Source organism: Terriglobia bacterium (assembly GCA_036496425.1).
Taxonomy (GTDB): domain Bacteria; phylum Acidobacteriota; class Terriglobia; order 20CM-2-55-15; family 20CM-2-55-15; genus 20CM-2-55-15.
Genome location: DASXLG010000216.1, coordinates 1 through 22395, shown reverse-complemented (window position 1 = coordinate 22395; position 22395 = coordinate 1). Strand labels below are relative to the sequence as shown.

Annotated in this window: 27 protein-coding genes and 2 pseudogenes; 17 read left to right on the top strand and 12 right to left on the bottom strand. The window is 57.2% G+C overall.

From position 1 onward, the window contains the following. Positions 1 to 219, bottom strand: a 219-nt coding sequence (locus VGK48_15640; GenBank protein ID HEY2382607.1) for a hypothetical protein, incomplete at its 3' end; no start/stop codon positions are given. A 300-nt stretch (positions 220 to 519) separates the two neighbouring features. Here VGK48_15640 and VGK48_15635 point away from each other — a divergent pair. Both VGK48_15635 and VGK48_15630 read left to right on the top strand, forming a co-directional pair. After that, on the top strand, positions 520 to 1263 hold the full coding sequence (locus VGK48_15635) for a fibronectin type III domain-containing protein (protein HEY2382606.1): 744 nt from the start codon (positions 520 to 522) through the stop codon (positions 1261 to 1263). A gap of 220 nt (positions 1264 to 1483) precedes the next feature. After that, complete coding sequence (locus VGK48_15630; protein ID HEY2382605.1) at positions 1484 to 1768, top strand: UPF0175 family protein; 285 nt, start codon at positions 1484 to 1486, stop codon at positions 1766 to 1768. Between the two features lie 27 nt (positions 1769 to 1795). Here the strand turns inward: VGK48_15630 and VGK48_15625 are convergent, their stop codons facing one another. From VGK48_15625 to VGK48_15610, 4 genes are all read right to left on the bottom strand, one after another. Then, the gene (locus tag VGK48_15625; GenBank protein HEY2382604.1) at positions 1796 to 2179 is read right to left on the bottom strand and encodes a nucleic acid-binding protein; all 384 of its coding nucleotides are present in this window, start codon (positions 2177 to 2179) and stop codon (positions 1796 to 1798) included. Further along, the gene (locus tag VGK48_15620; protein ID HEY2382603.1) at positions 2179 to 2454 is read right to left on the bottom strand and encodes a hypothetical protein; all 276 of its coding nucleotides are present in this window, start codon (positions 2452 to 2454) and stop codon (positions 2179 to 2181) included. The genes VGK48_15625 and VGK48_15620 overlap by 1 nt, the downstream gene beginning before the upstream one ends. 31 nt (positions 2455 to 2485) lie before the next feature. After that, complete coding sequence (locus tag VGK48_15615; GenBank protein HEY2382602.1) at positions 2486 to 3250, bottom strand: BlaI/MecI/CopY family transcriptional regulator; 765 nt, start codon at positions 3248 to 3250, stop codon at positions 2486 to 2488. Positions 3251 to 4168: 918 nt separating this feature from the next. Beyond that, the gene (locus tag VGK48_15610; protein HEY2382601.1) at positions 4169 to 4411 is read right to left on the bottom strand and encodes a TIGR03435 family protein; all 243 of its coding nucleotides are present in this window, start codon (positions 4409 to 4411) and stop codon (positions 4169 to 4171) included. Positions 4412 to 4497: 86 nt separating this feature from the next. Between VGK48_15610 and VGK48_15605 the strand changes: the two genes are divergently transcribed. From VGK48_15605 to VGK48_15590, 4 genes and pseudogenes are all read left to right on the top strand, one after another. Next, a complete protein-coding gene (locus tag VGK48_15605) occupies positions 4498 to 4650 on the top strand; it encodes a hypothetical protein (protein ID HEY2382600.1) in 153 nt (50 codons plus the stop codon). Between the two features lie 228 nt (positions 4651 to 4878). Further along, positions 4879 to 5022, top strand: a pseudogene (locus VGK48_15600) (type VI secretion system contractile sheath small subunit). A 231-nt stretch (positions 5023 to 5253) separates the two neighbouring features. Further along, entirely contained in the window at positions 5254 to 5529 is a 276-nt protein-coding gene (locus tag VGK48_15595) for a hypothetical protein (protein ID HEY2382599.1), read from the top strand. Next, positions 5505 to 5942, top strand: a complete 438-nt coding sequence (locus VGK48_15590) for a PIN domain-containing protein (protein ID HEY2382598.1) — start codon at positions 5505 to 5507, stop codon at positions 5940 to 5942. Before VGK48_15595 ends, VGK48_15590 begins: the two co-directional genes overlap by 25 nt. 16 nt (positions 5943 to 5958) lie before the next feature. Here VGK48_15590 and eno (VGK48_15585) read toward each other — a convergent pair. Next, positions 5959 to 6823 (bottom strand): annotated as a pseudogene (eno, locus tag VGK48_15585) (phosphopyruvate hydratase). A 129-nt stretch (positions 6824 to 6952) separates the two neighbouring features. On the opposite strand from eno (VGK48_15585), the gene VGK48_15580 reads away from it, so the two are divergent. Then, the gene (locus VGK48_15580; GenBank protein HEY2382597.1) at positions 6953 to 7159 is read left to right on the top strand and encodes a fibronectin type III domain-containing protein; all 207 of its coding nucleotides are present in this window, start codon (positions 6953 to 6955) and stop codon (positions 7157 to 7159) included. Between the two features lie 149 nt (positions 7160 to 7308). On the opposite strand, the gene VGK48_15575 is transcribed toward VGK48_15580, so the two are convergent. After that, a complete protein-coding gene (locus tag VGK48_15575; protein HEY2382596.1) occupies positions 7309 to 8217 on the bottom strand; it encodes a TIGR03435 family protein in 909 nt (302 codons plus the stop codon). 518 nt (positions 8218 to 8735) lie between these two features. On the opposite strand from VGK48_15575, the gene VGK48_15570 reads away from it, so the two are divergent. Beyond that, entirely contained in the window at positions 8736 to 8936 is a 201-nt protein-coding gene (locus VGK48_15570; protein HEY2382595.1) for a hypothetical protein, read from the top strand. 216 nt (positions 8937 to 9152) lie between these two features. Beyond that, a complete protein-coding gene (locus VGK48_15565) occupies positions 9153 to 9377 on the top strand; it encodes a nucleotidyltransferase (protein ID HEY2382594.1) in 225 nt (74 codons plus the stop codon). Here the strand turns inward: VGK48_15565 and eno (VGK48_15560) are convergent. From eno (VGK48_15560) to VGK48_15550, 3 genes are read right to left on the bottom strand one after another with little or no spacing between them, the layout of a single operon-like run. Next, the gene (eno, locus tag VGK48_15560) at positions 9374 to 10657 is read right to left on the bottom strand and encodes a phosphopyruvate hydratase (protein HEY2382593.1); all 1284 of its coding nucleotides are present in this window, start codon (positions 10655 to 10657) and stop codon (positions 9374 to 9376) included. The two genes, VGK48_15565 and eno (VGK48_15560), sit on opposite strands and share 4 nt — an antisense overlap. A gap of 2 nt (positions 10658 to 10659) precedes the next feature. Continuing rightward, complete coding sequence (locus VGK48_15555; protein ID HEY2382592.1) at positions 10660 to 11286, bottom strand: cyclase family protein; 627 nt, start codon at positions 11284 to 11286, stop codon at positions 10660 to 10662. Between the two features lie 9 nt (positions 11287 to 11295). Next, complete coding sequence (locus tag VGK48_15550; protein ID HEY2382591.1) at positions 11296 to 11982, bottom strand: hypothetical protein; 687 nt, start codon at positions 11980 to 11982, stop codon at positions 11296 to 11298. Between the two features lie 128 nt (positions 11983 to 12110). Between VGK48_15550 and VGK48_15545 the strand changes: the two genes are divergently transcribed. Both VGK48_15545 and VGK48_15540 read left to right on the top strand, forming a co-directional pair. Next, on the top strand, positions 12111 to 13325 hold the full coding sequence (locus VGK48_15545) for a GspE/PulE family protein (protein HEY2382590.1): 1215 nt from the start codon (positions 12111 to 12113) through the stop codon (positions 13323 to 13325). Further along, positions 13325 to 13870: a J domain-containing protein gene (locus VGK48_15540; protein ID HEY2382589.1), complete on the top strand. Its 546-nt coding sequence runs from the start codon at positions 13325 to 13327 to the stop codon at positions 13868 to 13870. The genes VGK48_15545 and VGK48_15540 overlap by 1 nt, the downstream gene beginning before the upstream one ends. Positions 13871 to 13882: 12 nt before the next feature. Here the strand turns inward: VGK48_15540 and VGK48_15535 are convergent, their stop codons facing one another. After that, positions 13883 to 14809, bottom strand: coding sequence for a hypothetical protein (locus VGK48_15535; GenBank protein ID HEY2382588.1), 927 nt, complete (start codon positions 14807 to 14809; stop codon positions 13883 to 13885). A 211-nt stretch (positions 14810 to 15020) separates the two neighbouring features. Here VGK48_15535 and VGK48_15530 point away from each other — a divergent pair, with 211 nt between their 5' ends. From VGK48_15530 to htpX, 5 genes are all read left to right on the top strand, one after another. Continuing rightward, positions 15021 to 15629 (top strand): tetratricopeptide repeat protein, encoded by a 609-nt coding sequence (locus VGK48_15530; GenBank protein HEY2382587.1) that lies wholly within the window; start codon positions 15021 to 15023, stop codon positions 15627 to 15629. Then, positions 15626 to 17110: an FAD-linked oxidase C-terminal domain-containing protein gene (locus VGK48_15525; GenBank protein ID HEY2382586.1), complete on the top strand. Its 1485-nt coding sequence runs from the start codon at positions 15626 to 15628 to the stop codon at positions 17108 to 17110. Before VGK48_15530 ends, VGK48_15525 begins: the two co-directional genes overlap by 4 nt. After that, the gene (locus VGK48_15520; protein HEY2382585.1) at positions 17107 to 18225 is read left to right on the top strand and encodes an FAD-binding oxidoreductase; all 1119 of its coding nucleotides are present in this window, start codon (positions 17107 to 17109) and stop codon (positions 18223 to 18225) included. The genes VGK48_15525 and VGK48_15520 overlap by 4 nt, the downstream gene beginning before the upstream one ends. A gap of 96 nt (positions 18226 to 18321) precedes the next feature. Then, positions 18322 to 19575 (top strand): (Fe-S)-binding protein, encoded by a 1254-nt coding sequence (locus tag VGK48_15515; GenBank protein ID HEY2382584.1) that lies wholly within the window; start codon positions 18322 to 18324, stop codon positions 19573 to 19575. Continuing rightward, positions 19562 to 20425, top strand: coding sequence for a zinc metalloprotease HtpX (gene htpX / locus VGK48_15510; protein ID HEY2382583.1), 864 nt, complete (start codon positions 19562 to 19564; stop codon positions 20423 to 20425). The genes VGK48_15515 and htpX overlap by 14 nt, the downstream gene beginning before the upstream one ends. 80 nt (positions 20426 to 20505) lie before the next feature. On the opposite strand, the gene VGK48_15505 is transcribed toward htpX, so the two are convergent. Then, complete coding sequence (locus VGK48_15505) at positions 20506 to 21417, bottom strand: lysophospholipid acyltransferase family protein (GenBank protein HEY2382582.1); 912 nt, start codon at positions 21415 to 21417, stop codon at positions 20506 to 20508. A 37-nt stretch (positions 21418 to 21454) separates the two neighbouring features. Between VGK48_15505 and VGK48_15500 the strand changes: the two genes are divergently transcribed. After that, positions 21455 to 22395: glycosyltransferase family 39 protein (locus tag VGK48_15500; GenBank protein HEY2382581.1), on the top strand; the 941-nt coding region annotated here is incomplete at its 3' end.

Below are 22395 nucleotides of genomic sequence, written 5' to 3'. Positions count from 1 at the left end.
CAGAGCCAGTCCCCAGGCGGGAAGCGTCTTCTTAGACGTCTTCAGGATCTCCTGTTCGGCACGGATGGCGTCCGCGAGCAACGTCAACACGATCCCCAGCAAATTCCGGTATGGCCTGGTGTCGGTCGCGTCCTGGTATTCGGTGTTCTGGCACCATCGAACACAGCCGTCGCGCACAGAATCCTGCTCGATCTGACGTTGCCGCTCTCTTTTGTCCATAAATAGCCTTTCGTGTTGGGATGTCGCGCATTATCAGTCAGTTCCGGCAATTTGTAACCGAGTTTGTCGACTTTAGAGAAGAGAGAGCGCCGATTTAAGGCAATTTCTGCTCCAATCGCGAAGCGCGAGCCCGCGCGGAGCGTAAGCGCGATAGCGCGAAACCTCATGCGATAGGGCGAAGCCTCAATTAACGTCACCGGAGTGTCTATCCGGCGGCAAAACCGTTAACCGTAAGCGGTGAGTGTAATGAACGGAATGTTTCTGCTTCCGTCCGCTGAATATTCGAAAGGAAGGTGTCCCATGTCCACTAATGATCTGAACACGACGGTTTCCACGCCGTCCACGACCTCGGCTGCGGCCTCAACGTCCATCACGACGTCCACTCCGCAGTCGGCTACTACAAACAAGAAGCCCTCATCGCTTAAAGCGGTGACCGGCTTCGGTAAGCTCGATTCCAACACGTTGGCCAACACGGCGCATCACGTGGCTACGGGAATCGGCGGTAATCCGGTATATTTCCCGAACCCGCCGATCGACCCCGCGTCGCTGGATGCGTCCGGTAACACACTGGCCGAAGCGGTCCTCGCCGCAATGGATAGCGGAAAGACTGCGAAAGCAGTGGTTATGAAGCAACGCAAGCTGGTCATTCAAGATCTCAACCTGCTTGCGCTGTGGGTCCAGAACGTGTCCAACGACGATCCGGTAATTTTCTCGGCGAGTGGTTTTACCGCGAAGCCAACCGGTAAGTCCGCTCCTCAACCGGTAGGCGCTCCGACATTCCGTTATTTGGATTTCGGCGTGAATTCCGGTCAGATTGTCGTCGCTGTCAAAGCGCAAGCCGGCGCAAAGTCGTACTTCATCCGTTATGCGGTAATGAACGGAACGACGCCCGGTGCGTGGACGACGGTCCCGGCAGCCACCATTCAGAAGCCGATCACGATCTCCAGTCTGACACCAACCACGATTTACGGGTTCCAGGTGCAGGCCCTGGGCGTGCTCGGTTATTCCGACTGGAGTCCGATCTCGACGATCATCTGCGTCTAGTTCGTTTCTAAAGGAACCCGGCCGATTCTCAAGTAATTGAGAACTCTGGCCGGGTTCCTCTTTTTTTGTGGCTGCCGGTTCCCGCAGGGAGCTGTAGCTATACAAGCGGTGGTGGTGTGGTCGTCTGGAAGTTGTTGCGATTATGGCTTGCGATGAAGGTTCCGAGGTTAGAGATCAGCGGAACCTGCAGGTAAACGAGCTTCTGTGATAATTTGAAATCATGCAGATCGTAATTTCAATTCCTGACGAGTTGGCCGCGCCTTTGATACCTCGCGGCCAGGAAGCTTCCCGAGCCGCGCTGGAAGCCCTCGCGCTCGAAGCATACCGGGAGAGGCGGATGACGGGTCACCAACTTCGCATGCTGCTGGGGATGTCCTCCCGTTTTGAGCTGGATGCCTTCTTGAAGCAGCATCGAGTCGAGAAGTTTACGATTGAAGATTTTGAACACGATCTTGAGACGATCCGCGAAATGGACCGAAACCGGAAGGCCGAACGGCCGGTGTGATCGTCGTCGCCGACGCAGTCCCGTTCACTACTCAAAATGCCGGTCGTTGGTGAGAGCGTCCATAAGGCTTTCCCGGCGCATGGTCACCATCGAAATGCAATCCGTCAGGCTGTATCCCTTGTCGGGTCGTGCCCGGTACAGCTGAAGGCCTGCCAAAAAGGATTCACGGCTCTGCGGAACAACAACCACCAGCTGATTTACGAGGAGATCGGCCACGGTTTTTCCTGCCTGGGCGCGGACACTCGGGCGGGCATTGGAGAAATAGGCGAGATATTCATTTAAGACCTCGTCGGTCGTTACGATTTTATCCGGCTGCAGGGAGCGGCTGACGGCAAGTGCGCGATCGTGGGCGTTATCGTCGGTGCTGGTCAGCGCCGCCCGATAAAACGTATCGGCAAAAACAGCCTTCACTACGGTCTCTTGGGATGGCCGTAAAGGTAGTGATCAATCTGGCTGGCGCCATCTTTCGGAAGCGCGGCGAGATCTTCCGGGGGCACATTCTTCATATTCTCGGCAATCACATCCCAAATAGCCCTCGTATCACGCCCATTTTGGCCCGGATTCGGGGAGCCGGATCGCTCTGCGAGAGCGCGAAACCACTCTTCCAGACTGAGACCCTGCGCAGCAGCTTTTGCCCGCAACGCGGCAGCCTGATCGTCGGGAAGGTCAATTTTTACGGTCATCATGGTTTCAGCGTAGGGCGGGGCAATGCAAGTGTCAAGCGCGGCTCCGCTGCCGGCTGCGCTGTAGCCAGGCGGAGGCGTTCAGCGCCGTCACGTGATGGCCACTATAGCCACGGAAGCAGATGCCACGATAGGCGGAGCCGACCGCCATTTCACCCCACTTCCCAGGGCGATCAGGAGAGAGAACGGCACGAGGAATTTCACGGATGCAGCGAACCATATCCAGTAGCGGACATGCGCTCCGCACGTTTTGACCAGCAAAACCAGCATCCCTGCCAACAGCGTGACGAGCGTGGATTGCCACAGGTGATTTGCTACTGCGGAGAGCCATCCTGAATTCATTCGGTTTCTCCCTTTTCGCGAAGTCACGCAACGTCTTCTCCGCCTGCTTCACATCCTCAGCCGTAAACTTGCCCGACTCGATCAAATGCGCAATCACCGGCTGGAGCCCGCCTCCAAAAAAACTCAATAGCTCATCCAGCAGGCGTCCGCCCGCAGCGTCCCGGGAAAGGACAGGTTCAAAGACGTGCGCGTTACTGATCTTGCTGGCGCGGCGAACCGCGCTCTTCGCCTCCAGACGGTAGACCGTCGTCTGCACTGTGGTGTAGGCAGGCCGCTTCCGCTTCGCGAACCCGTGCTCCTGGATTTGCCGGATCGTTAATGGGCCTTTCGTCCACGGCGTCTCCATTATCTGACGTTCCAGTTTTGATAATCTCGCTGATCGTCGCCGAAGTTTGAACCGTTTCCCGGAACATTCAAAGCAATCCGCGAAGATCGGCCGCTCTAGCCAAAAATTCAAATCGTCAGCCGAACGTTGGCCGTTTCACCGGAAATTCGAAACCGCAACGGAACAATTGAAAAGCTGCGCGAACATTCAAATCGACCGCTGGAGGACGAACGTCTGCGGCAAAGATTTGAATTGCCGCGTGACAATCTAAATTTTCACCGGATCGCGGAGGGCGCATCGGGAAAATTGAAAAGTTCAGTTGAGGGATAAAAGGTTCGGCGGAAGAAAACAGTCTCGCAGGAAAATCGCAATCTTCAGCCGAAAATCCATATCTTCAGCGGAAAACGAAACCGGCGGCCGGAAAATCACAGCGCCGGCCGAATTGTTAGCTCTCTCGCTGAAACTTCAAATGTTCGGCCGGAGATCTGAGACTTCCCGCACGAGCGCCGACGTTCCGGGACTTCGCCGGATTTCCAGCGATTATCTTGAATTTCCGGCTGACGATTCGGATTTCCAGCGACACGGCCGAAATGCCGCCGACAGCTCCAGCAAGCAGCTGAAAGGCGCGATTTTCAGGAGGGCGTTGGACCGGCGGACTGCAGCGCAGAAAATCTGCTCGAGGTTCGATATATTCAGTGATTCCTTGGTGCGCGCAGAAGGTAAAAGCCGGATTTCCCCAACAATTGTCTGACGTGCGAACGGTATTTATTTCGCAGCTTGCAAATCGATTGTGCCGGCGAATATTTGGATTTCCGGCCAAACATCAAGCTGGCGGGCGAAAGATTTCCCAAAGCGGCCGGCAGGACGAAACAGTCGATGAAAAACCTGGCGCGCGGCCGATGTCGCAAATCTTGCAGCGACACTCAGAGTATTCCGACGGCTCCACTTCGTTGCGCTTCGGCGAATAGTCGCGATTGCCGGCACAAAGGCGATTTATTTTGAAAGAGGGGGGTCGACGGGCGTCCTGCTGGATTCCAACTTTAGCCCCAGTTACTCCGTGAGCGCCGTAAACAGATCCGGGACGCTGTGTGGATTTGAGATGTCGGGAACGAACTCCAGACGGATGTCGTACTTTCCCGCGAGCCCGGTCATGTCGATAACAGGACGATCCGCCGGTGATGTCAGCACCTCCGCAAACTTCGTTATGCTCTGGCCGTTGAACTCGAATTTTGTAACTCGCGCTCCGCATTGCCTGCCCGCGTGTCGCGCCTTGGGGAACGGTGGCGGCGACATCGAACCTGCCCGAATCGAGCCAGCTCGGAGCCTCAATTTGATACGGCATTGCGCTATAGGCCGTCTCGATCAGGTGTCTCAAAGAAATGTCCGCGAACCTTATCAGTCCAGGGTCGGAAGTGCCTGGACCACCGCATCCGGAGAGCGGACAAACGAGCCGGGTTCCCGGCATGAAATACGCTGGCATGGGAGCGGACGGCTTGATGGATACCGCTTCGAAAGACGGCATGTCCTTCTGAGTCTGGGCAAAAACTTGCGTGAAACCGAAGAGCAGAAAACCGGCAGAGATGATTTTCAGGGGCGACATGCCACTTAGCGTAGCAGAAACAATGCGGCGAGCCTCCTTTCCCAGTATCGATGTATTCCATACGTCCGGCATGGCAGAGCCTCCCCCCATCGATAATCCTAAAATAATGGTGTCAGGGCAGATGCAATTTCGAGATACTACAACCCAGTGAGGTTCAAGTATGGCTGAAAGCGCACAACATAAACTCTACTCGTCACGTCCTCCGCGCGTTCGGATCACGCATGACGTCGAGCTCGGCAAAGCTATAGAGAAAAAGGAAGATCGGGATAACGCCGAGCTACTCCCAGACCTCTCTGGACAGCCTGCCCAGAAGTTTCGTAGGGGAAAAATCGGTGTCGTAACCAATTTCTGAAGGCCCTTCGGTCCCTGTCGCAAAAAACAAGGAACGGATGTTTCGGCACCCAAGGCCGGCCGGAGGATTTGTATTCTGATCGTTATTCCTGCAAAGCCGGAACTCGTCGTCGCCATTGTGTACAATGAACCGCGAAGCGAAAATTGCTCTCTGTCCCGAATTCCACACGTTATCATCAAAGCTATGAGTACAGTTCGTATCAGCGAAACAGAACTTGCACGCGATCTGCATGGCGTTTTGGAAAAGGTCCAGCAAGGCGTCGAGGTGATCATCGAGCAAAACCATCGGCCCGTCGCTGTGCTCAAAGCTCCCGAAGTCAAAGGCCGCAAGATCTCCGAAGTGATTGCGGCTCTTGAAGCCAGCGGCGCCCATGCCGTCCTCGATGAGGATTTTGCGCGGGATGTACAAGAAGGCATCCAGAGCCATCGTGAGCCATGGAATCCGCCATCCGTGGACTAGTGCTTGATTCAAGCGTCCTCGTTGCTGCCGAGCGCGCCAAACTCACCACACCGCAAGTCCTTCGAAACATTCGCGCGGCTGTCCCTATCGTCGCTGATGTTCCGATTGTTGTCTCGGCGCTGACGGTTGCGGAAATGGCGCACGGCATTTATCGAGCGAACACGCCCGGCCGCAGCCAACACCGCCGTCAGTTTGTCGATGAGTTGAAGGCACAGATTCCGGTGCACTCCATTACTCAGGCGACGGCGGAAATCATTGCTCGTGTCGGCGGAGAACAAGCCGCCAAAGGCATCACGCTTCCTTTAGCGGATCTCATCATCGGTGCGTGTGCGCTGGAACTTGGCTATGCGATCGGAACGGATAACCGAAGGGACTTCGATCGCATACCGGATTTCAGAGTTATCTCTCTGTAGCCGCGGTCATCTGCGGCTACACGATTCTCACTGCTTCGCGGCCCGCGTATACCGCCGCATCGCCAAGCTCTTCGTTGATGCGAAGCAGCTGATTGTATTTCGCCACCCGATCCGTCCGCGACATGGAGCCGGTCTTGTCCGGCATTGGTGGCGACGGCAAGGTCGGCGATGAATGTGTCTTCGCTTTCGCCGGAGCGATGTGAAATCACGATTCCGTAAGACGCTTTCCGCGCCATGTTGATGGCGTCGAGCGTCTGCGTGAGCGTGCCGATCTGATTCAACTTGACCAGGATCGCGTTGGCGACGCCCATCCCCATTCCTCGCGCGAGTCGCTCCGTATTCGTGACGAAAAGATCGTCTCCGACCAACTGCACTTTCTTTCCGAGCTCGCGGGTCAGGAGCTGCCAGCCGTCCCAGTCGTCTTCGAGCCCGTCCTCGATCGAGACGATCGGATATTTGCTAACCCATTCGGCATAGAGCTTCACCATGTCGGCGGCGGTGCGGGCGGACTTATCGGACTTCTTGAAAATGTACTTGCCGTTCTTGTCGCAGAACTCGCTGGATGCCGCGTCGAGGGCTAGCGCGATCTGGTCTCCGGGTTTGTAGCCCGCGGCTTCGATCGCCTTCAGGACGAGTTCGATGGCTTCTTGGTTGGACTTCAGGTTCGGCGCGAATCCTCCCTCATCGCCGACGGCCGTTCCGTGGCCGCTGTCGTGAAGAATCTTCTTGAGGTTGTGAAAGACCTCGGCTCCCATCCGAACCGCCTCCGGCAGGTTGGCGGCGCCGACCGGCATGATCATGAATTCCTGCATATCGACGTTGTTGTCGGCGTGAGCGCCGCCGTTGACGATGTTCATCATCGGGACCGGCAGGACACTGGCCTAGGGATTCTGGGACAGACACCGAATTGTAGTTTGTCGGAATTCGGTGTCTGTCCCCAGATCTCCAGATCATATATTGGTGAGCAGCCTCGATCACGGCAAAGCCGGCGAACTGCTAGCGACGATCCGGTGGCAAATGCGCGTAACTATGAACTCGAGTACACGCCGGTAACCACGAACGGGACAGCGCCGGTATGGACGAAGATCACGGTCGCTACTGCGCGAAAGCAGGTAGCGGTCGAAAATCTGACCCCGGGCATGACGTATATGTTCCACGTCCGCGCCTTCGGTCACCGACTGGAGCCAGCCGGTCCAGCGTATGGTGATCTAGCCTGAAAGAGCCGCAGATGATGAAGATCCGCATCATCTGCGGCTTTTTTTGTGGAAAACTGCCCGGGACTCGGCGCCAGTGATTCTCCGGCGCCGAATCCCACAGCTGTCAAGTTACTTGGTCTACCAGAATTCCACTTGCCTCATCTGCCGCTTTAGTTTTCAGAAGGCGGCTCAATATGATCGATGAAGACAGTTTCGATCGGTGCTGTTTGGGGCTCCAGCTTGAGTCCAAGTTCTTCGAATACAGCAAATAACGTTGGACGAGAAGGATCGGCAATAGCCAGGTCCCCCGCCCGTTGTGGTTCGTTCTGCGCCGGCCTGGTTGGCAGGGCCAGTATCCGAGGGTCGGCCCAACCACCAGTTTGAATATTCCAGAGGCCACTCAGCCCCGTTCTGTCGACGATGGGACGATCCAAGGCGTTAAACAAAGCTCTCGCCAAGTCCGCCATGTCGACTGCTTCTCCGTGGAGTCCTTGCCCACTCCCGCTGATGAGAACATGACACGAAGAAGGGTCGAGTGGACTTGTAACCTTATCCGAGCAATCGGGCTCTGCGATGGCAGCTTTTTTAAGTTTAGGACCGCCTTTCGCTACCACGATTGCATACACGGCCTCGTTCTTGACCTCGCGGTGAACGGCGAGCTTAAATCGATCGGCAAGAAGATTTTGAAGCATCACGCGCAGCTTTTCGTTTCGAACCTTCGCCGAAGAACCTGGCGGGATTGAATTTACCTCTGCCACTGCCTCGATATCGTACCGGCGATTCCTTATTTCAGGGCTGACTGCTTTTTTGAAATCGTCAGTGGGAACGACTCGGAGGGACGGGGCCTGGTATGCCTCGAGAGGGAGGAAGCCGAGCGGCATGTTTTTCGCCGAGAGCCTTCCACCTGGAAGAAGATCGACGCCGAAATAGCGGTCCCCCGAAACGTTACGCTTTACTGAGGCCGCTTCAAACATCAGTGGCGGCGTTGATTGCGATTGGGCCATGAGTGGTGCAACGCCGATGAAACGTGCCAAGACAATAAGCAAAGAAAACATGGACAGATAGAGTCTCAGTGCCATAGAAATCTCCCGTAATTAAATTGTTATTGAAGTCAGTTCGTGAAGGGAGCTAGGCCTGAGGAGGTGCGCGAGGGGAGAGAGAATTCAGCGCAGGCTGGAGCAGACGGACAGGCGATTCAGTTGCGACCCAAATGCGAACAGAGAGAAGAACGATACAGAGGACCGCAATAGTGGCCGGCAGGAAGACGAAGCTCTGCGCTCCGATCGTTCCCGCAAAAGTGCAGAGAATACTACATACGAAAAGAGCAATGCAGACCGCGAAGACGACAGAATGTTGCCAGCGAATACCCACACAAGAATTATTATTGGGGCTTTCCAATACAGTCAAGTACTTCGCACGATCAATTTTCGGTGGGGTTTTGCACGCTGTCGATCACCAGGACGTACAGAAAACTGCAGCTTAAGCTCGACCTTACCTGACCCTTCGATCCGCTCCTGCTGAATCAACGCCCGAACATCCTGTTGAGACAATATCGACTTCCAATCTATTCGGGCTGCGACTCTGCGATAATAATGTCATGAGTTCGCCGACTGGTTCTGCAATTGAAGAGGCCCGTTGCGCCGGCTTCGATGTTAATTTGATCGAGTTGAATCTCTCTCTGTCTCCAGCGGAACGCTGGCGGCAACACGACCTGGCGCTGGATGTGATCCTCGAACTCGAAAAAGCGCGGATGACTCGCGATGCAACACTTCAGACAGATCCTGCAGCGACTCGTTGATTCAGGTTTGGAGTTTGTAATCGTCAGCGGCTACGCCGCTGTCACACATGGCTCTTCACTGTCACGCGTGACTTGGATATTTGCATGGCGCTTTCCGATCAGACGGTGGAGAAGCTCCGGACGATCCTGGGTCCTTGGAATCCTAAGCACCGGATGACACCTCAGCGGCTTTCTTTTCTAGAGTTTCCTAAGGCCGGAGGGGTACAAAATCTGTATTTGCAGACTGACGTCGGCGTCATCGATATACTGTCCTCCATTTTGGGCGTTGGCGATTTCGGACGGTTGAGGGAACGAGCCGAAGATTTCGAAATCGAGGGCCGATTATTCCACGTTATATCCCTCGAAGATCTGATAGCCGCGAAAGAAGCCATGGGACGCGAAAAAGATCTCCTCGCAGCCAAGGAATTGAGGGCCATCGTCGAAGAGCGAAAGAAGCACTAGACGATTTTCACTGCTTCACGTCCCGCGTATACCGCCGCATCGCCGAGCTCTTCGTTGATGCGAAGCAGCTGATTGTATTTCGCCACGCGATCCGTCCTGGACATCGAGCCCGTTTTGATTTGTCCGGCATTGGTGGCGACCGCCAGGTCCGCAATGAACGTGTCTTCGCTTTCGCCGGAGCGATGTGAAATCACGATTCCATAAGACGCTTTCCGCGCCATGTTGATGGCGTCGAGCGTCTGCGTGAGGGTGCCGATCTGGTTCACCTTGATCAGGATCGCGTTGGCGACGCCCATCCCCATTCCGCGGGCGAGGCGCTCGGTATTCGTGACGAAGAGATCGTCGCCGACAAGCTGCACTTTCTTTCCGAGCTCGCGGGTCAGGAGCTGCCAGCCGTCCCAGTCGTCTTCGGCGAGGCCGTCTTCGATCGAGACGATCGGATATTTGCTCACCCATTCGGCATAGAGCTTCACCATGTCGGCGGCGGTGCGGGCGGATTTATCGGACTTTTTGAAAATGTACTTGCCGTTCCTGTCGTAGAACTCGCTGGATGCTGCGTCGAGGGCGAGCGCGATCTGGTCTCCGGGTTTGTAGCCCGCGGCTTCGATCGCCTTCAGGATGAGTTCGATGGCTTCCTGGTTGGACTTCAGGTTCGGCGCGAATCCTCCCTCATCGCCGACGGCCGTTCCGTGGCCGCTGTCGTGAAGAATCTTCTTGAGGTGCTGAAAGACCTCGGCTCCCATCCGAACCGCTTCCGGCAGGCTGGTGGCGCCGACCGGCATGATCATGAATTCCTGCATATCGACGTTGTTGTCGGCGTGAGCGCCACCGTTGACGATGTTCATCATCGGGACCGGCAGGACGCTGGCCTTGACGCCGCCGATATAACGATAGAGCGGCAGCTCATGAGCCTGGGCGGCGGCCCGCGCGATTGCCATGGATACGCCAAGCATGGCGTTGGCGCCGAGTTTCGATTTGTTCTTCGTGCCGTCCATGGCAAGCATCAACTGATCGATATGGGACTGCAGTGTCGGGTCCTGCCCGGTGACCGCCGGTGCAATCAGGTCGTTGACGTTCGCCACGGCCTTCAGGACGCCCTTACCCAGGAAGCGCTTCTTGTCGCCGTCGCGCAGTTCAAGGGCTTCGTGTTCTCCGGTCGATGCGCCGGACGGAACGATGGAGCGGCCGAGAACGCCATTGTCCAGCACGCAATCGACTTCAACCGTCGGGTTGCCGCGGGAGTCCAATACCTCTCGCGCTTTGATTTTTTCAATTTTCATATTCAATTGGTGAGTATGACGCGCGCCGGAGCTCCGTCCGAGCCCTGCAGATTGAGCGGCAGGGCCACCATCTGATACCTGCCCGCCGGCACGGCGTTCAAATTCAACCCCTCGAGGATGATGATGTCTTTCTTCAGCAGTACAAAGTGCGACGGATGGGACTCGGACTTGAACTTGTCGATGGATAGATAGTCGATTCCGGCCAGCCGGATGCCGCGATCGGCCAGGAACTGCGCCCCATCGGGTTCCAGGTATACAAAGTCTTCGTAGAACCGGCCGTCCTGCCAATGTTTCGAGTTTTCGGTTTTGAGCAGAACACGCTCGACGCCGTCCCACTTGAAGGGCTCCAATTCGGCGCGGCCAACCGAGCGTGCTGAAGGGATTTCGAAAACGGTGGCCGGTCCGATAAAAACGTCGAGCGGGAAATCGCTGAGGCGCTTCGCGCCGTCGATCATGTGGAATGGCGCGTCGACATGAGTGCCCGTATGGGAGCCCATCTCGATCGACGTCAGATGCACGGTATGCGTTTTGTCGCCGGAGAGGTGCGATTTCGGCGTCAACTGCACCGGAGGATCGCCGGGCCAGACCGGCATGGCGTTCGAAATCGGCGCAGTGACGTCGTAGATCATGGATGCGGCCTACAACTCCAGCTTCCCGTTATACACCATATCTTTCAAGGTAAATTTCCGCTTCGCATTGATCGGCCCGAGAACCACGTCAAATTCGACTTCTTTATCGGCAAGCATGATGATCTCGCTCTTTGGAAAGGAGAAAAAGACATCAATGCTTTGGGTTTTCTTCTGGAAATCCACGCTCTTCGGCATGAGCGGCGCCCTCTTGCCTATTTTGAGCGCCGAAAGTTTCGTACGGGCATCCTGGACGAATGGAGCCAAGTTGGCAGGCACCCCCGAGACTGCAATCACGTATTCATCCTGGTCTTTCAGCATCTGCTTCATTTCTTCCGGAATCTCGCTGGATGCGCCCACGCGGCTTTTCACGATCGCTTTGCGCAAAGGCAGCGCGCTCCGCCAGGACACCGTAAGACTGACGAGACCGTCCGCAGGAGCGCTATCGCCGTCTGCAGGGGCTGAGCGGCCTCGTCTTGCCGGTGCTGCCGTAGGGTCCACAGCCGCTGCGGCCGGCCGCGGGAGGAGGTTCGACGGGACGCTGGCGGCAACATCCTTGGCCCAGGGAGAATCGGTCATGATTTTTTTGACCTCTTCACCACTCCATTGCGTGTAATCCTTCTTCACCCAGAAGTCTTCGCCCAATGTCACGCCCGCAAGGAAGAGCGTGGCAAGGCCTAATAAAGCAATTCGACGCATGATTTCTCCTATCGTGAACAGAATGAAGGGCGGATTATGCCACGAATTGTTTCTCAGGTGGCAATTCGGCTGTCCTCGTGTTGTGATAATCAAGCCCTCGCCCTCCCCCGGCCCCAGAATCAAGGAACATGACACAACAACTTCCCGCCGTCGTTTTGCGCGACAAGCCGCGCCTGCCTGAAGAGTGTCCGCCGGTCGTGCGCATTCAAAAGACGATTTTCCAGGAAGCGGCTGCGGCCGATGCAAGCGATGTTCATATCGAGCCGGGATCGGGCGCTACCAGAGTCCGTTACCGGGTAAACGGGATTCTTCGCGAATCGCTGGAGGTTCCCAAATGGATGCACGAGAACCTCGTTGTTCGCATCAAAGTTCTGGCCAAGCTCGACATCAGCGAGCGGCGCATTCCACAGGATGGCCATATCGCGGCCGAAGAATCGAACGGCATGGACATCCGGGTCTCCGTGCTCCCGACCCGTTGGGGCGAGAAAATTGTCATTCGTATTCTACGCAGAGGCCGCCGGCTGATGACGCTGTCGCAGCTCGGGATTCAATCCAGCGTCGAAGAACGTCTGCACGCCCTGATCCGGCGGCCGCAGGGAATGCTTTTGGTGGTCGGGCCGACCGGCAGCGGAAAGACCACGAGCCTGTATGCGTTCGTGAACGAGATCCGGCAGGAGCCGATGAACATCGTCACAATCGAGGACCCAGTCGAATATGAAGTTGAAGGCGTCAGCCAGGTTCCGGTCAACGAGAAAACCGGACTCACCTTTGCGAAGGCTTTGCGGTCCATCCTCCGGCAGGATCCCGATGTGATTCTGGTCGGCGAAATACGGGATTCCGATACGGCCGTCACCGCTTTTCATGCGGCGATGACCGGACACCTGGTGATGTCCACGCTTCACGCGACCGACGCGATCTCGGCGTTGCTCCGCCTGTGCGAACTGGGAGTGGACAGGAGTGTTCTTGCATCTGCGCTGGTCGGAGTCGTCGCTCAGAGACTCGTCCGGTTGAATTGCACGGCTTGCGCGGAGCCGGACTTTCCGCGGCCGATCTACCTGCAGCATTTGTCGATCGATGAAAACAAGGTAAATCAATTACGGCAGAGCCCCGGCTGCGCCGAGTGCGATTCGAGCGGAAGCCGCAGCCGCCTGGGGATCTACGAATTGATGGAAGTCAACGCCGGGCTGCGGAACACGATTCTCCAGGGATCGGAACTGGAAATCCGGCAGGCCGCCCGCGGCGCGGGATACGTTTCGATGGCCCGCCAGGCCGTCGACCTTGTTCTATCCGGTGAGCTGGCCGTGCGTGAAGCTTATCGAAGCTGCTACGTGGGAGGCGAGTGATGACCTCCGATTACTACGACTTGCTGCGGCTTACACCCGTTGCGACATTCGAAGAAGTCCACAAGGCATACCGGATTCTCGCGATGGAGTTCCATCCGGACCGTAATCCCACGCCGGACGCGGCTTCGAGGATGACTGAAATCAATGAGGCTTTTTCCGTTCTCAGCGAACCCGTGCGCCGCCGCCAGTACGACCAGGAACGAAGAAAAACGCAGCCCTTCGATATCGCGGGACCTGTGCTTCGCGCAGCCCACGAAACCCTGTTGAAGCAGGGCTGGAGCGCCACACAGAACACCGAATCGGCGCTGGTTCTGGAGCGGGACGAACGCGCCGTCCGGGTTGCGCTCGTCGCGCGGCTCGACAGCTCGCTCTTGAAGAAGATCGGACGGCAATTTCCGGGCTTCTCGGTAGTCCTGGCCGTGGACATCGAAACACCGATCAACCTGTCCCTGAATGCCGCCATCATCGACCTGATGCGCTCCTCTCATCACGGCGCGCCTTTTCCAGACGATGCCTACCGCCAGCTGTTCGGGCCTTTTCTCTGACTTGTATTGGATTTACTGCGAAAGGCTCAGGACCCCGTTCGCGGCAATTTGCTGGTTCGCCAGTGTCGAAACCAGTGTGCCGTCGCTGCCGAACACATCCACTGTCACCGTTTGCGGCGTATTGGAAAGATTTGCGATGGCGATCTGAGTTGTCCAGCCGCCGCCCGATACGAACTGCTGGAGCAGGAGAGCGCCCGGCCCGCCGGCGTTTGTGATGAACTGCGGAATCAAGGCCGTACCTGGGCTGGTCAGGACGGGCACAGTCGAGAAGGAACTGCCGCTGAACTGAAATGCCGCGATTCCGACCGGCATATCTGCATTAAAGGTGATGACGCCGTTGAACGGCAATTTAAGGGAAATCGAAGTGTCCAGGAACTGATTCACAAACCGGGATGTCTGCTGCATGGCCGGGACTTGAAGAGCCGGCAGGCTGATCGACATTCCCTGGCTGTCGGTCAAAGTTGCGGTGATGGTTGCCGTCGTGGAGTGTGGATTCACGATTGAAATGGCCGTGTTGCTGAACAGCGCCACCGGCGTTGCGCCGGTGCTCGTGAGCCTCGCGGTGGCCGGCGCCGGGAGCTGGCCATTGACTTGGCTGCTGCCGCTCGGAAGACTCTGCCGCGGGCCCAGATTCCTTATCCCCGAACCGGTTCCCAGAGACCCCGTGACGTCGGTATTGGAAGTCAACGTACCAGGAGCAATATCGAGGTCGACAATGACTGATGCGTTGGTCGTCAGGGAGGCCGCGGGAAGACTGGCTGTTTCAATAGTGGAACCCTGGAGGTTTCCAATTGTTTCCACTGCGGTGAGTCCGGTTGCAGCGGCGGCAGCCGGAGTAACAACCGCGAAACCGACGGACACGGTATTTGCCGTCTGGGCTCTCAGCGGCAAAGCTATGAATGCAAGGCCAAGCGCCAGTGCGGAAAGCTGTTTAATCATGAGTCCTCCGTACAGAGCTGAATTCGGATACAGAGGGCAGAGGAATGGTACTCGCGCCCTGTACGCTGCATGGCGGATGCCGCCGCGTGGTGTGTGGGGCAGGCCAGTAGATTTACAAGGTGTGTGAGCGCCCCCCTGCCGGGCGCGAAGCGCCGGGCAGGGGGTCACTCACACACCTTGTTGAATTTCCGGTATCATGCAGGGGATGCGTGTGCAGCGGTGGCTGTTTCTATTGATCGGGTTCGCTATCGGTTTTGGTGTGCTCTACACCTGGACCAAACAGCGGGCGCCGGATGTTGTCAAGGCGCTGCCGCTTGAAGTCGATCCGAATGTGCCCACCGACGTCTCCGCGGCCAACGCGGCATCGTCGAACGAGCCTCCACCCCCGCCTGTAGATATGGCTCGGGTCAAGGAACTCACGGACAAGGTCAAGCAGAACCCCAAAGACTTCGATTCGATCGTCGAACTCGGCAATATTAATTTCGATCAGAAGCAATATGACGATGCGATCAGCCTGTACAAGAAGGCGTTGGAGATTCGCCCCGATGCCCTCAATGTCCAGACCGACATGGGGACCGCGATGTTCTATCTCAGCCGGTACGACGACGCGATCGCGGTCTTTCAGAACGTCCTGAAGACCGATCCGAAGAACGCCCAGGCGTTGTTCAATCTCGGCGTTGCCATGCTGCACGGAAAAAACGATCCCAAGCGCGCGCTGGAATACTGGGAAAAGCTGGTCGAAACCAATCCCGATCATCCGCAGGCTCCCTTCGTCAGAGAGCAGATCAAGAAGCTGAAGGAGCAGCAGAACAAGCAGTGAACCGGGACATTGTCGCCAGACTCCGGGGCTTTCTGGATTCAACTTGCGTGGTCGAGGACGAAACCGAGCTGTTGGTTTACGAGTGCGACGGGTTGCCGCTGTTCAAAAACCGTCCGGACGTCGTCGTTTTCCCAAAGACAACCGGAGACGTTGCGCAGATCGTCCGGGTGGCGAACGAGTATCGCATTCCGTTTCTGCCGCGCGGCGCCGGAACGGGATTGAGCGGCGGAGCGCTGGCGGTCGAAGGCGGCATCGTCATCGAGATGCAGCGGATGAATCGGATTCTGTCGATCGACACGGAGAACCGCATCGCCGTCGTTCAACCCGGCGTCGTCAACCTTCATATCTCGCAGGCGGCTGCGCCGCACGGACTTTATTACGCGCCCGATCCCTCGAGTCAGATGTCGTGCAGTATCGGCGGTAACGTGGCGGAAAATTCCGGCGGTCCGCATTGCCTGAAATATGGCATGACGACGAATCACATTCTCGCGGTCGAGGCCGTCACCTCAGGCGGAGAGATTATCCGGCTGGGCAATCCTGCAGGAGAGCCCATCGGCATGGATCTCCTCGGCTCGATCGTCGGGTCCGAGGGAACCTTCGCGATCGTGACCGAGATCACCGTGCGGCTGCTTCCAAAGCCGCAGGCTGTAAAAACGCTGCTCGCCGCATTCCACTCTGTTGAAGAGTGCAGCCAGACGGTGTCGGATGTGATCGCTGCCGGCATTGTTCCATCTGCGCTGGAATTCGTCGATGCCAGGACCATCGAAGCGGTTGAAGCATCGGTCTACAAAGCGGGCTACCCGCTCGATGCGGTTGCCGCGCTTCTGATCGAAGTCGATGGGTTCCGCGACGGACTGGAAGAAACTGCCAGTGCGATCGTGGAGATCTGCCGGAAGAATCGTTCGTACGACATCCGTGTGGCCAAAGACGATGAAGAGCGGGCGAAGCTCTGGCTCGGACGCAAAGGCGCCTTCGGCGCGATGGGCCGTCTGGCTCCGGACATGATCACGATGGATGCCGTGATTCCCAGGACGCGTCTTCCTGAAGTTCTCGTCGCGATCGACCGGATGTCGGAGAAATATGGTCTCGGCGTTGCCAATGTTTTCCATGCGGGCGACGGCAACCTGCATCCGCTGATCCTGTTCGACAGCCGGCATCCGGACCAGGTCGACAAAATCTTTGCGATGAGCGAAGAGATCATGAAGCTTTGCGTCGATGTCGGCGGATCTCTCAGCGGCGAGCACGGCATCGGGTACGAGAAAAAGGATTTCATGGATCTTGTCTTCAGCGAGGGCGACCTCGAAACGATGATGCGCGTGAAGCGGGTTTTCAATCCCGACGGTCTGCTGAATCCTGCGAAAATCTTCCCAAGCCGCCGCGCCTGCACCGAGGTCGGCAAGCACGCGACCACAAGCACGGCCGAGATTGGCAAGCGCGTCGAAGCGATCCTGCTGGGATCGCCGGAGAAGGTTCAGCGTTGACGATCGACGGTCTGCCGCCCTTGAAGGTTCTCCGGCCCGACACTGTCGACGACCTTGCGAAGCTTATCTCGAACGAAAAAGGCGCGATCGTTCCTTTCGGCGCCGGCACGCAGCTTTCCTTTGGAAACCCTTTAAGAAGTGCGGACACTGCCGTCGATCTGACGCAGCTGTCGCGGATAACGGAATACGTTCCCGCGGATCTTACGATCCATGTCGAAGCCGGCGTTACCTTGGGTCAGCTGCATCGCACACTGCTGGAAAACAAACAATTCCTGCCGCTGGATCCGTGGAACGGATCAGCAGCGACGATTGGCGGGATCGCGGCGACGAACGCGCAGGGACCGTTCCGGGCGTCGGGTACGATCCGGGATTGGATCATCGGCATGAAGGTGGTCGAAGTCAGCGGGAAAATTTCGAAGTCCGGCGGCCGGGTTGTAAAAAACGTTACCGGATACGACCTCCACAAGCTGTACACCGGCTCGCTGGGAACTCTTGCCGTCATTAGCGAAATCAGTCTGAAACTCCGGGCAAACTTCGAACGCACGGCGACGGCCATCGCGCAATTCGGGGATGCCCGCGCTGCCGCCGCATGTCTGGCTTCCTTGAGGACAGGGCCGCTGCAGCCCGTTGCCTGTGTGTGGTCTGGCTCGAACAATGAAATATGGCTCCGTTTCGGAGAGCATGCCAAGGCCGTCGAATGGCAATTGAAGAATCTGCCGAAGGATGCGGATTGGACGGCCCACGAAGGCGCGGATGAGGCTGCGGTCTGGGAGCAGCTGCGCCAGCGCTATAACGGATTCGGGCCGGTCGTGGTTCGCGTCGTCGGACTTCCCACTCAGGTGCATGAAATAATAGAGGAGTACCGGCCGTCCGGATGGATCGCGCACGGCTTGAACGGAATTGTTCTGATGCGGCTGGATTCGGGGGATGAGATACCGCGCATCCGGCAGAAGTATCGGGTTGTGATCGAGAGAGCTCCCCTGGAAGTCCGGCGCGGGGTAGCGACCTTCGGTATTACCGGGGCTGAAGCGGACCTGATGAAGAAGATGAAATCGGCGTTCGATCCGGATGGACGATTGAATCCCGGAAGGCATGTGGATGGAGAACGGCTTTGACCAGGAAGTGGATTTCAACATGGCGTGTGAGCGACCCCCCAGCCGTGCCGAAGGCACGGCAGGGGGTCGCTCACAGTATGTTGAAGTATTGAAATCATGACAGAAACGCAAAAACCTCCGCTCTATCTCGACTGCATCCATTGCGGTCTTTGCCTTTCCTCGTGCCCAACGTACCGTGTGCTCGGCAGCGAGATGGATTCTCCGCGCGGACGTATCTACCTGATGCGAGCGTTCGACGAGGGCCGCGCCAAAATCACGGACTCTTTCGTCGAGCATATGTTCCGCTGTCTGGATTGCCGCGCGTGCGAGACGGCGTGCCCTTCCGGCGTCCACTTCGGCCACATGATGGAAGAAATGCGCGGCAAGATCGTCGAAGACCGTCCGGCGCATTGGATCGCGCGCCTGATGTTGAATCACGTTTTTCCTTATCCGTGGCGGTTCCATCTTGCCTCGCGCATGTTGCAGCTCTACCGGGTGACCGGAATACAGGATCTCGTCCGGAGCACGGGGCTCTTGAAGGCAATCGCGCCGAAGCTGGCCGCAGCCGAAGCCCTCATGCCCGAGATCGGCCTCGAAAGCGGTGTTCCGGCCGGCAGCAGGTATCGCGCTGAAGGAAAGAAAGAGGGCACGGTCGCATTCTTTACGGGATGCGTGATGAACTCCATGATGGGCTCGATCAACAAGTCCTCGATCCGGCTGCTTACCGCCGCGGGTTACGACGTCATCGTTCCCGGTGAACAGATCTGCTGCGGCGCGCTTGCGAACCATGCCGGGCTGCGCGAAACGGCCGGTCACATGGCCCGGACCAATATCGCGGCGTTCGACGTGAGCCAGCTGGATGCCATCATTATTAATGCGGCGGGCTGCGGCGCGATGTTGAAGGAGTACCCGCTGCTCGTCGATGGCGCCGAAGCCTTCTCCTCTAAAGTAAAAGACATCGCAGAGTTCCTGGTGTCCACGCGGATTTTCGAGCGTCTAAAGGTTCCGTTGGAGCGCCGAGTGGGATACGACGATCCTTGCCATCTCATTCATGGACAAGGGGTAAAAAATGAGCCGCGAACGTTGCTAAAAGCGATTCCAGGCATACACTTTGTGGAAGTGGAAGGTGCGGATCAGTGTTGCGGCAGTGCAGGAATTTATAACATCACGCAAAACGAGCTATCGATGGAGATTCTCGACCGCAAAATGGAAAAGATTCAGAAGGCCGGCGTCGATATCCTCGCCACGGGTAATCCCGGCTGCATGTTTCAGTTCAGGTATGGTGCGAAGAAATGCGGAATGAAGCTCGAAGTTCTTCACCCGGTGGAATTGCTGGCACGCAGTTTAGGAGATTCAAATGAACACAACTAAAACAGTGCTTCTCATGGCCTTCCTGACCGTTCTGCTTGTCCTGGTCGGCGGCGCATTCGGCGGACGCCAGGGAATGATCATAGCGTTCGTCTTTGCCGGCGGGATGAACATGTTCAGCTACTGGTTCAGCGACAAACTCGTGCTGCGGATGTATAACGCCCAGGAGGCGACGGAAGCCGAGGCGCCGGTGTTGTGGCGCGTCACTCATAATCTGGCCTTGAAGATGAATATGCCGATGCCGAAGGTATACCTCATTCCTTCGGACTCTCCGAATGCGTTTGCCACCGGCCGGAATCCGAATCACGCGGCAGTCGCCGCAACGGAAGGCATTCTGAGGCTTTTGACCCCCGAGGAGCTCGAAGGCGTGATGGCGCATGAGCTCGGACACGTCCACAATCGCGACATCCTGATCGGAACAATCGCCGCAACGGTCGCCGGCGCTATCAGCATGCTGGCCAACATGGCACAGTGGGCGATGATCTTCGGCGGCGGCCGGCGCGATGATCGCGAAGGAAACGGCGGTCTGATTGCCAGCCTCGCCATGATCATCCTTGCGCCGATCGCCGCGGCGCTGATTCAGATGGCCATCTCTCGCTCCCGCGAATACCAGGCCGATGCCAGCGGCGCCAAACTCTGCGGAAATCCGATGTGGCTGGCGAGTGCGCTGCGAAAGCTTCAGACGGGATCGCAGCGGGTTCCGCTCGATGCGAATCCGGCTACTGCGCACATGTTTATTGTGAATCCGCTCCACGGCGGCGGAATGACGAATCTGTTCAGTACGCATCCTCCATTAGAAGACCGCATTGCCCGCCTGGAGAGCATGGCTTACGGGCAGCCCTTGGGAAGGTAAGATTTAATTGCATCATTGCATCATTCGAAGTTGTTTCATTTCAAATATAGAAATGCAGCAACCTCGAATGATGCAATAGATTAATAAATTGGAGGCTCCCCTTCCGGCCGAGTTTTCCAGCGGCGGTGAATCCACAACCACTGGTCCGGGTATTGCCGAATGTAGCTTTCCAGGATTTTGTTGAACAGCTTCGTGTTTTCCAGGACGTCTCGATCGAGGTCGCCCGTATCGATCAACTCGACCGGCGGGTCGAGACGCAGCCGATGCTTCTGCAATGCCGTGTCCCAGATCAGGAATCCTGGAACGACAGCCGCTCCCGTCCTCAACGCGAATAACGCGATTGCCGGAGTTGTCGCTGCGGGAGTATCGAAAAAGCCGGCGAAAACGCCCTCGCTGCGCGTGGTGTTCTGATCGAAGAGGATGCCGACGGCTTGGTTCTGCCGCAATGCTTTCAAAACGTCGCGGCCGGCGTTCCGCCGGTCGATCGGCAGGTTCCCGCTGGCGGTGCGGTAGCTCGAAATGAGCCCTTCGACGCGTTTGTTGTCGAGCGTCCGCACGATGAATTTTAGAGGGTATCCGTAGAGGGCATGCGCGAACGAGCTGAGTTCCCAGGCGCCGAAATGCGCCGTCATGAAGATCACCCCGCGTCCACGCCGCAGCCCGTCGAGATAGTTCTCGAGCCCGTCGTGCACGACAAATTCTGAAATGTTGGTTTTGTTCAGTTCGGGGAAGTGTGTGAACTCGACCAGCAGCCGCCCGAGGTTTTGAAAGCAGCCCCGCAGAATGCGTTCGCGCTCGCTTTCGCTCATGTCCGGGAAGGCCATCCGGAGATTGTGAAGGCCCGCCTGCCTCTGCCGCCGGGCGAGATGAAAACCAAGCCTGCCAATGATCCTGGCGGCGGGATAGGCGACCGGACGCGGCAGGGCGCCGAACGTCTTGATCAGCGCCAGGGCAAGGCCGTACTCGGCGAGTTCTTTTACGCCTCCGCGCACGCTGGTATTTTGGCATAATTCAGAAGTTAGTCATCGCATGAAACCCACGCTGCGTCCGTATTTCGATCACATCATCATCGGGGTCCTGGCGGTTCTCTGCTACGTGTTCTTTTTCTACGCGCTGGGCGGCATCGGTCTGATCGGGCCGGACGAGCCCAGGTATGCGGCAATCGCCCGCGAGATGCTGGCGTCGGGCGACTACATTACACCCCGTCTGTTCGGTATGGCGTGGTTCGAGAAGCCTCCCTTGATGTACTGGCTCGCGGCCGCGGGCTACAAAATACTCGGCCAGAACGAAGCGGGAGCAAGATTCGCATCCGCCTTCGGAGCAACGATCTGCGTCTTTTTCGTCTACTGGTGCGGGCGGAAACTGTGGAATCGCGCAACCGGTTTTCTTGCGGCCATGATCTTTCTCACCTCGATCGGAGCCTTCGCGTTCGCGCGGGCCGCGTCGATGGATATGCCTCTCACCGCATGTCTGACGATGGCGCTGGTATTTTTTCTGGCCGGTTTCAACGAAACGACCGAAAAGCGGCGCTGGTATTTTTACGGGTTTTACGCGTCGCTGGGTTTGGGAGTGCTGGCCAAGGGTCCGGTCGCTCTGGTGCTGCCGGCGATTTCGCTGGCAGGCTTTCTCCTGCTGCGGGGCAGACGGGATGAGTGGAAAAACTGGTACCCGAAAGGGCTGTGGATCGCGGCCGCCCTTGCGGGTCCCTGGTATCTGCTCTGCACCGCCTTCAACGGATGGGAATTCATCAGGGTTTTCTTCATTAATCAGAACTTTGAACGATTCACGTCCTCCATTCACGGACACGGCCGGCCGATTTACTTCTTTCTTCCCGTTCTGCTGCTGTTGACCTTCCCGTGGACGTTCGTCCTGATTTCCGCGGTTCGCCGCGCATTCGCCAGGAACGATCATATTCTGCTCTGGTGGGCTGTTGTGCCCTTCGTGTTCTTCTCGCTCTCCGGATCGAAGCT

Bases quoted from the DNA above. Each gene is read 5' to 3' on its own strand.
- VGK48_15635 (HEY2382606.1), top strand. From the start codon at position 520: ATGTCCACTAATGATCTGAACACGACGGTTTCCACGCCGTCCACGACC.
- VGK48_15630 (HEY2382605.1), top strand. From the start codon at position 1,484: ATGCAGATCGTAATTTCAATTCCTGACGAGTTGGCCGCGCCTTTGATA.
- VGK48_15620 (HEY2382603.1), bottom strand. From the start codon at position 2,454: ATGATGACCGTAAAAATTGACCTTCCCGACGATCAGGCTGCCGCGTTG.
- VGK48_15610 (HEY2382601.1), bottom strand. From the start codon at position 4,411: ATGTCGCCGCCACCGTTCCCCAAGGCGCGACACGCGGGCAGGCAATGC.
- VGK48_15605 (HEY2382600.1), top strand. From the start codon at position 4,498: ATGTCCGCGAACCTTATCAGTCCAGGGTCGGAAGTGCCTGGACCACCG.
- VGK48_15595 (HEY2382599.1), top strand. From the start codon at position 5,254: ATGAGTACAGTTCGTATCAGCGAAACAGAACTTGCACGCGATCTGCAT.
- VGK48_15590 (HEY2382598.1), top strand. From the start codon at position 5,505: ATGGAATCCGCCATCCGTGGACTAGTGCTTGATTCAAGCGTCCTCGTT.
- VGK48_15575 (HEY2382596.1), bottom strand. From the start codon at position 8,217: ATGGCACTGAGACTCTATCTGTCCATGTTTTCTTTGCTTATTGTCTTG.
- VGK48_15570 (HEY2382595.1), top strand. From the start codon at position 8,736: ATGAGTTCGCCGACTGGTTCTGCAATTGAAGAGGCCCGTTGCGCCGGC.
- eno (HEY2382593.1), bottom strand. From the start codon at position 10,657: ATGAAAATTGAAAAAATCAAAGCGCGAGAGGTATTGGACTCCCGCGGC.
- VGK48_15555 (HEY2382592.1), bottom strand. From the start codon at position 11,286: ATGATCTACGACGTCACTGCGCCGATTTCGAACGCCATGCCGGTCTGG.
- VGK48_15550 (HEY2382591.1), bottom strand. From the start codon at position 11,982: ATGCGTCGAATTGCTTTATTAGGCCTTGCCACGCTCTTCCTTGCGGGC.
- VGK48_15545 (HEY2382590.1), top strand. From the start codon at position 12,111: ATGACACAACAACTTCCCGCCGTCGTTTTGCGCGACAAGCCGCGCCTG.
- VGK48_15540 (HEY2382589.1), top strand. From the start codon at position 13,325: ATGACCTCCGATTACTACGACTTGCTGCGGCTTACACCCGTTGCGACA.
- VGK48_15535 (HEY2382588.1), bottom strand. From the start codon at position 14,809: ATGATTAAACAGCTTTCCGCACTGGCGCTTGGCCTTGCATTCATAGCT.
- VGK48_15515 (HEY2382584.1), top strand. From the start codon at position 18,322: ATGACAGAAACGCAAAAACCTCCGCTCTATCTCGACTGCATCCATTGC.
- htpX (HEY2382583.1), top strand. From the start codon at position 19,562: ATGAACACAACTAAAACAGTGCTTCTCATGGCCTTCCTGACCGTTCTG.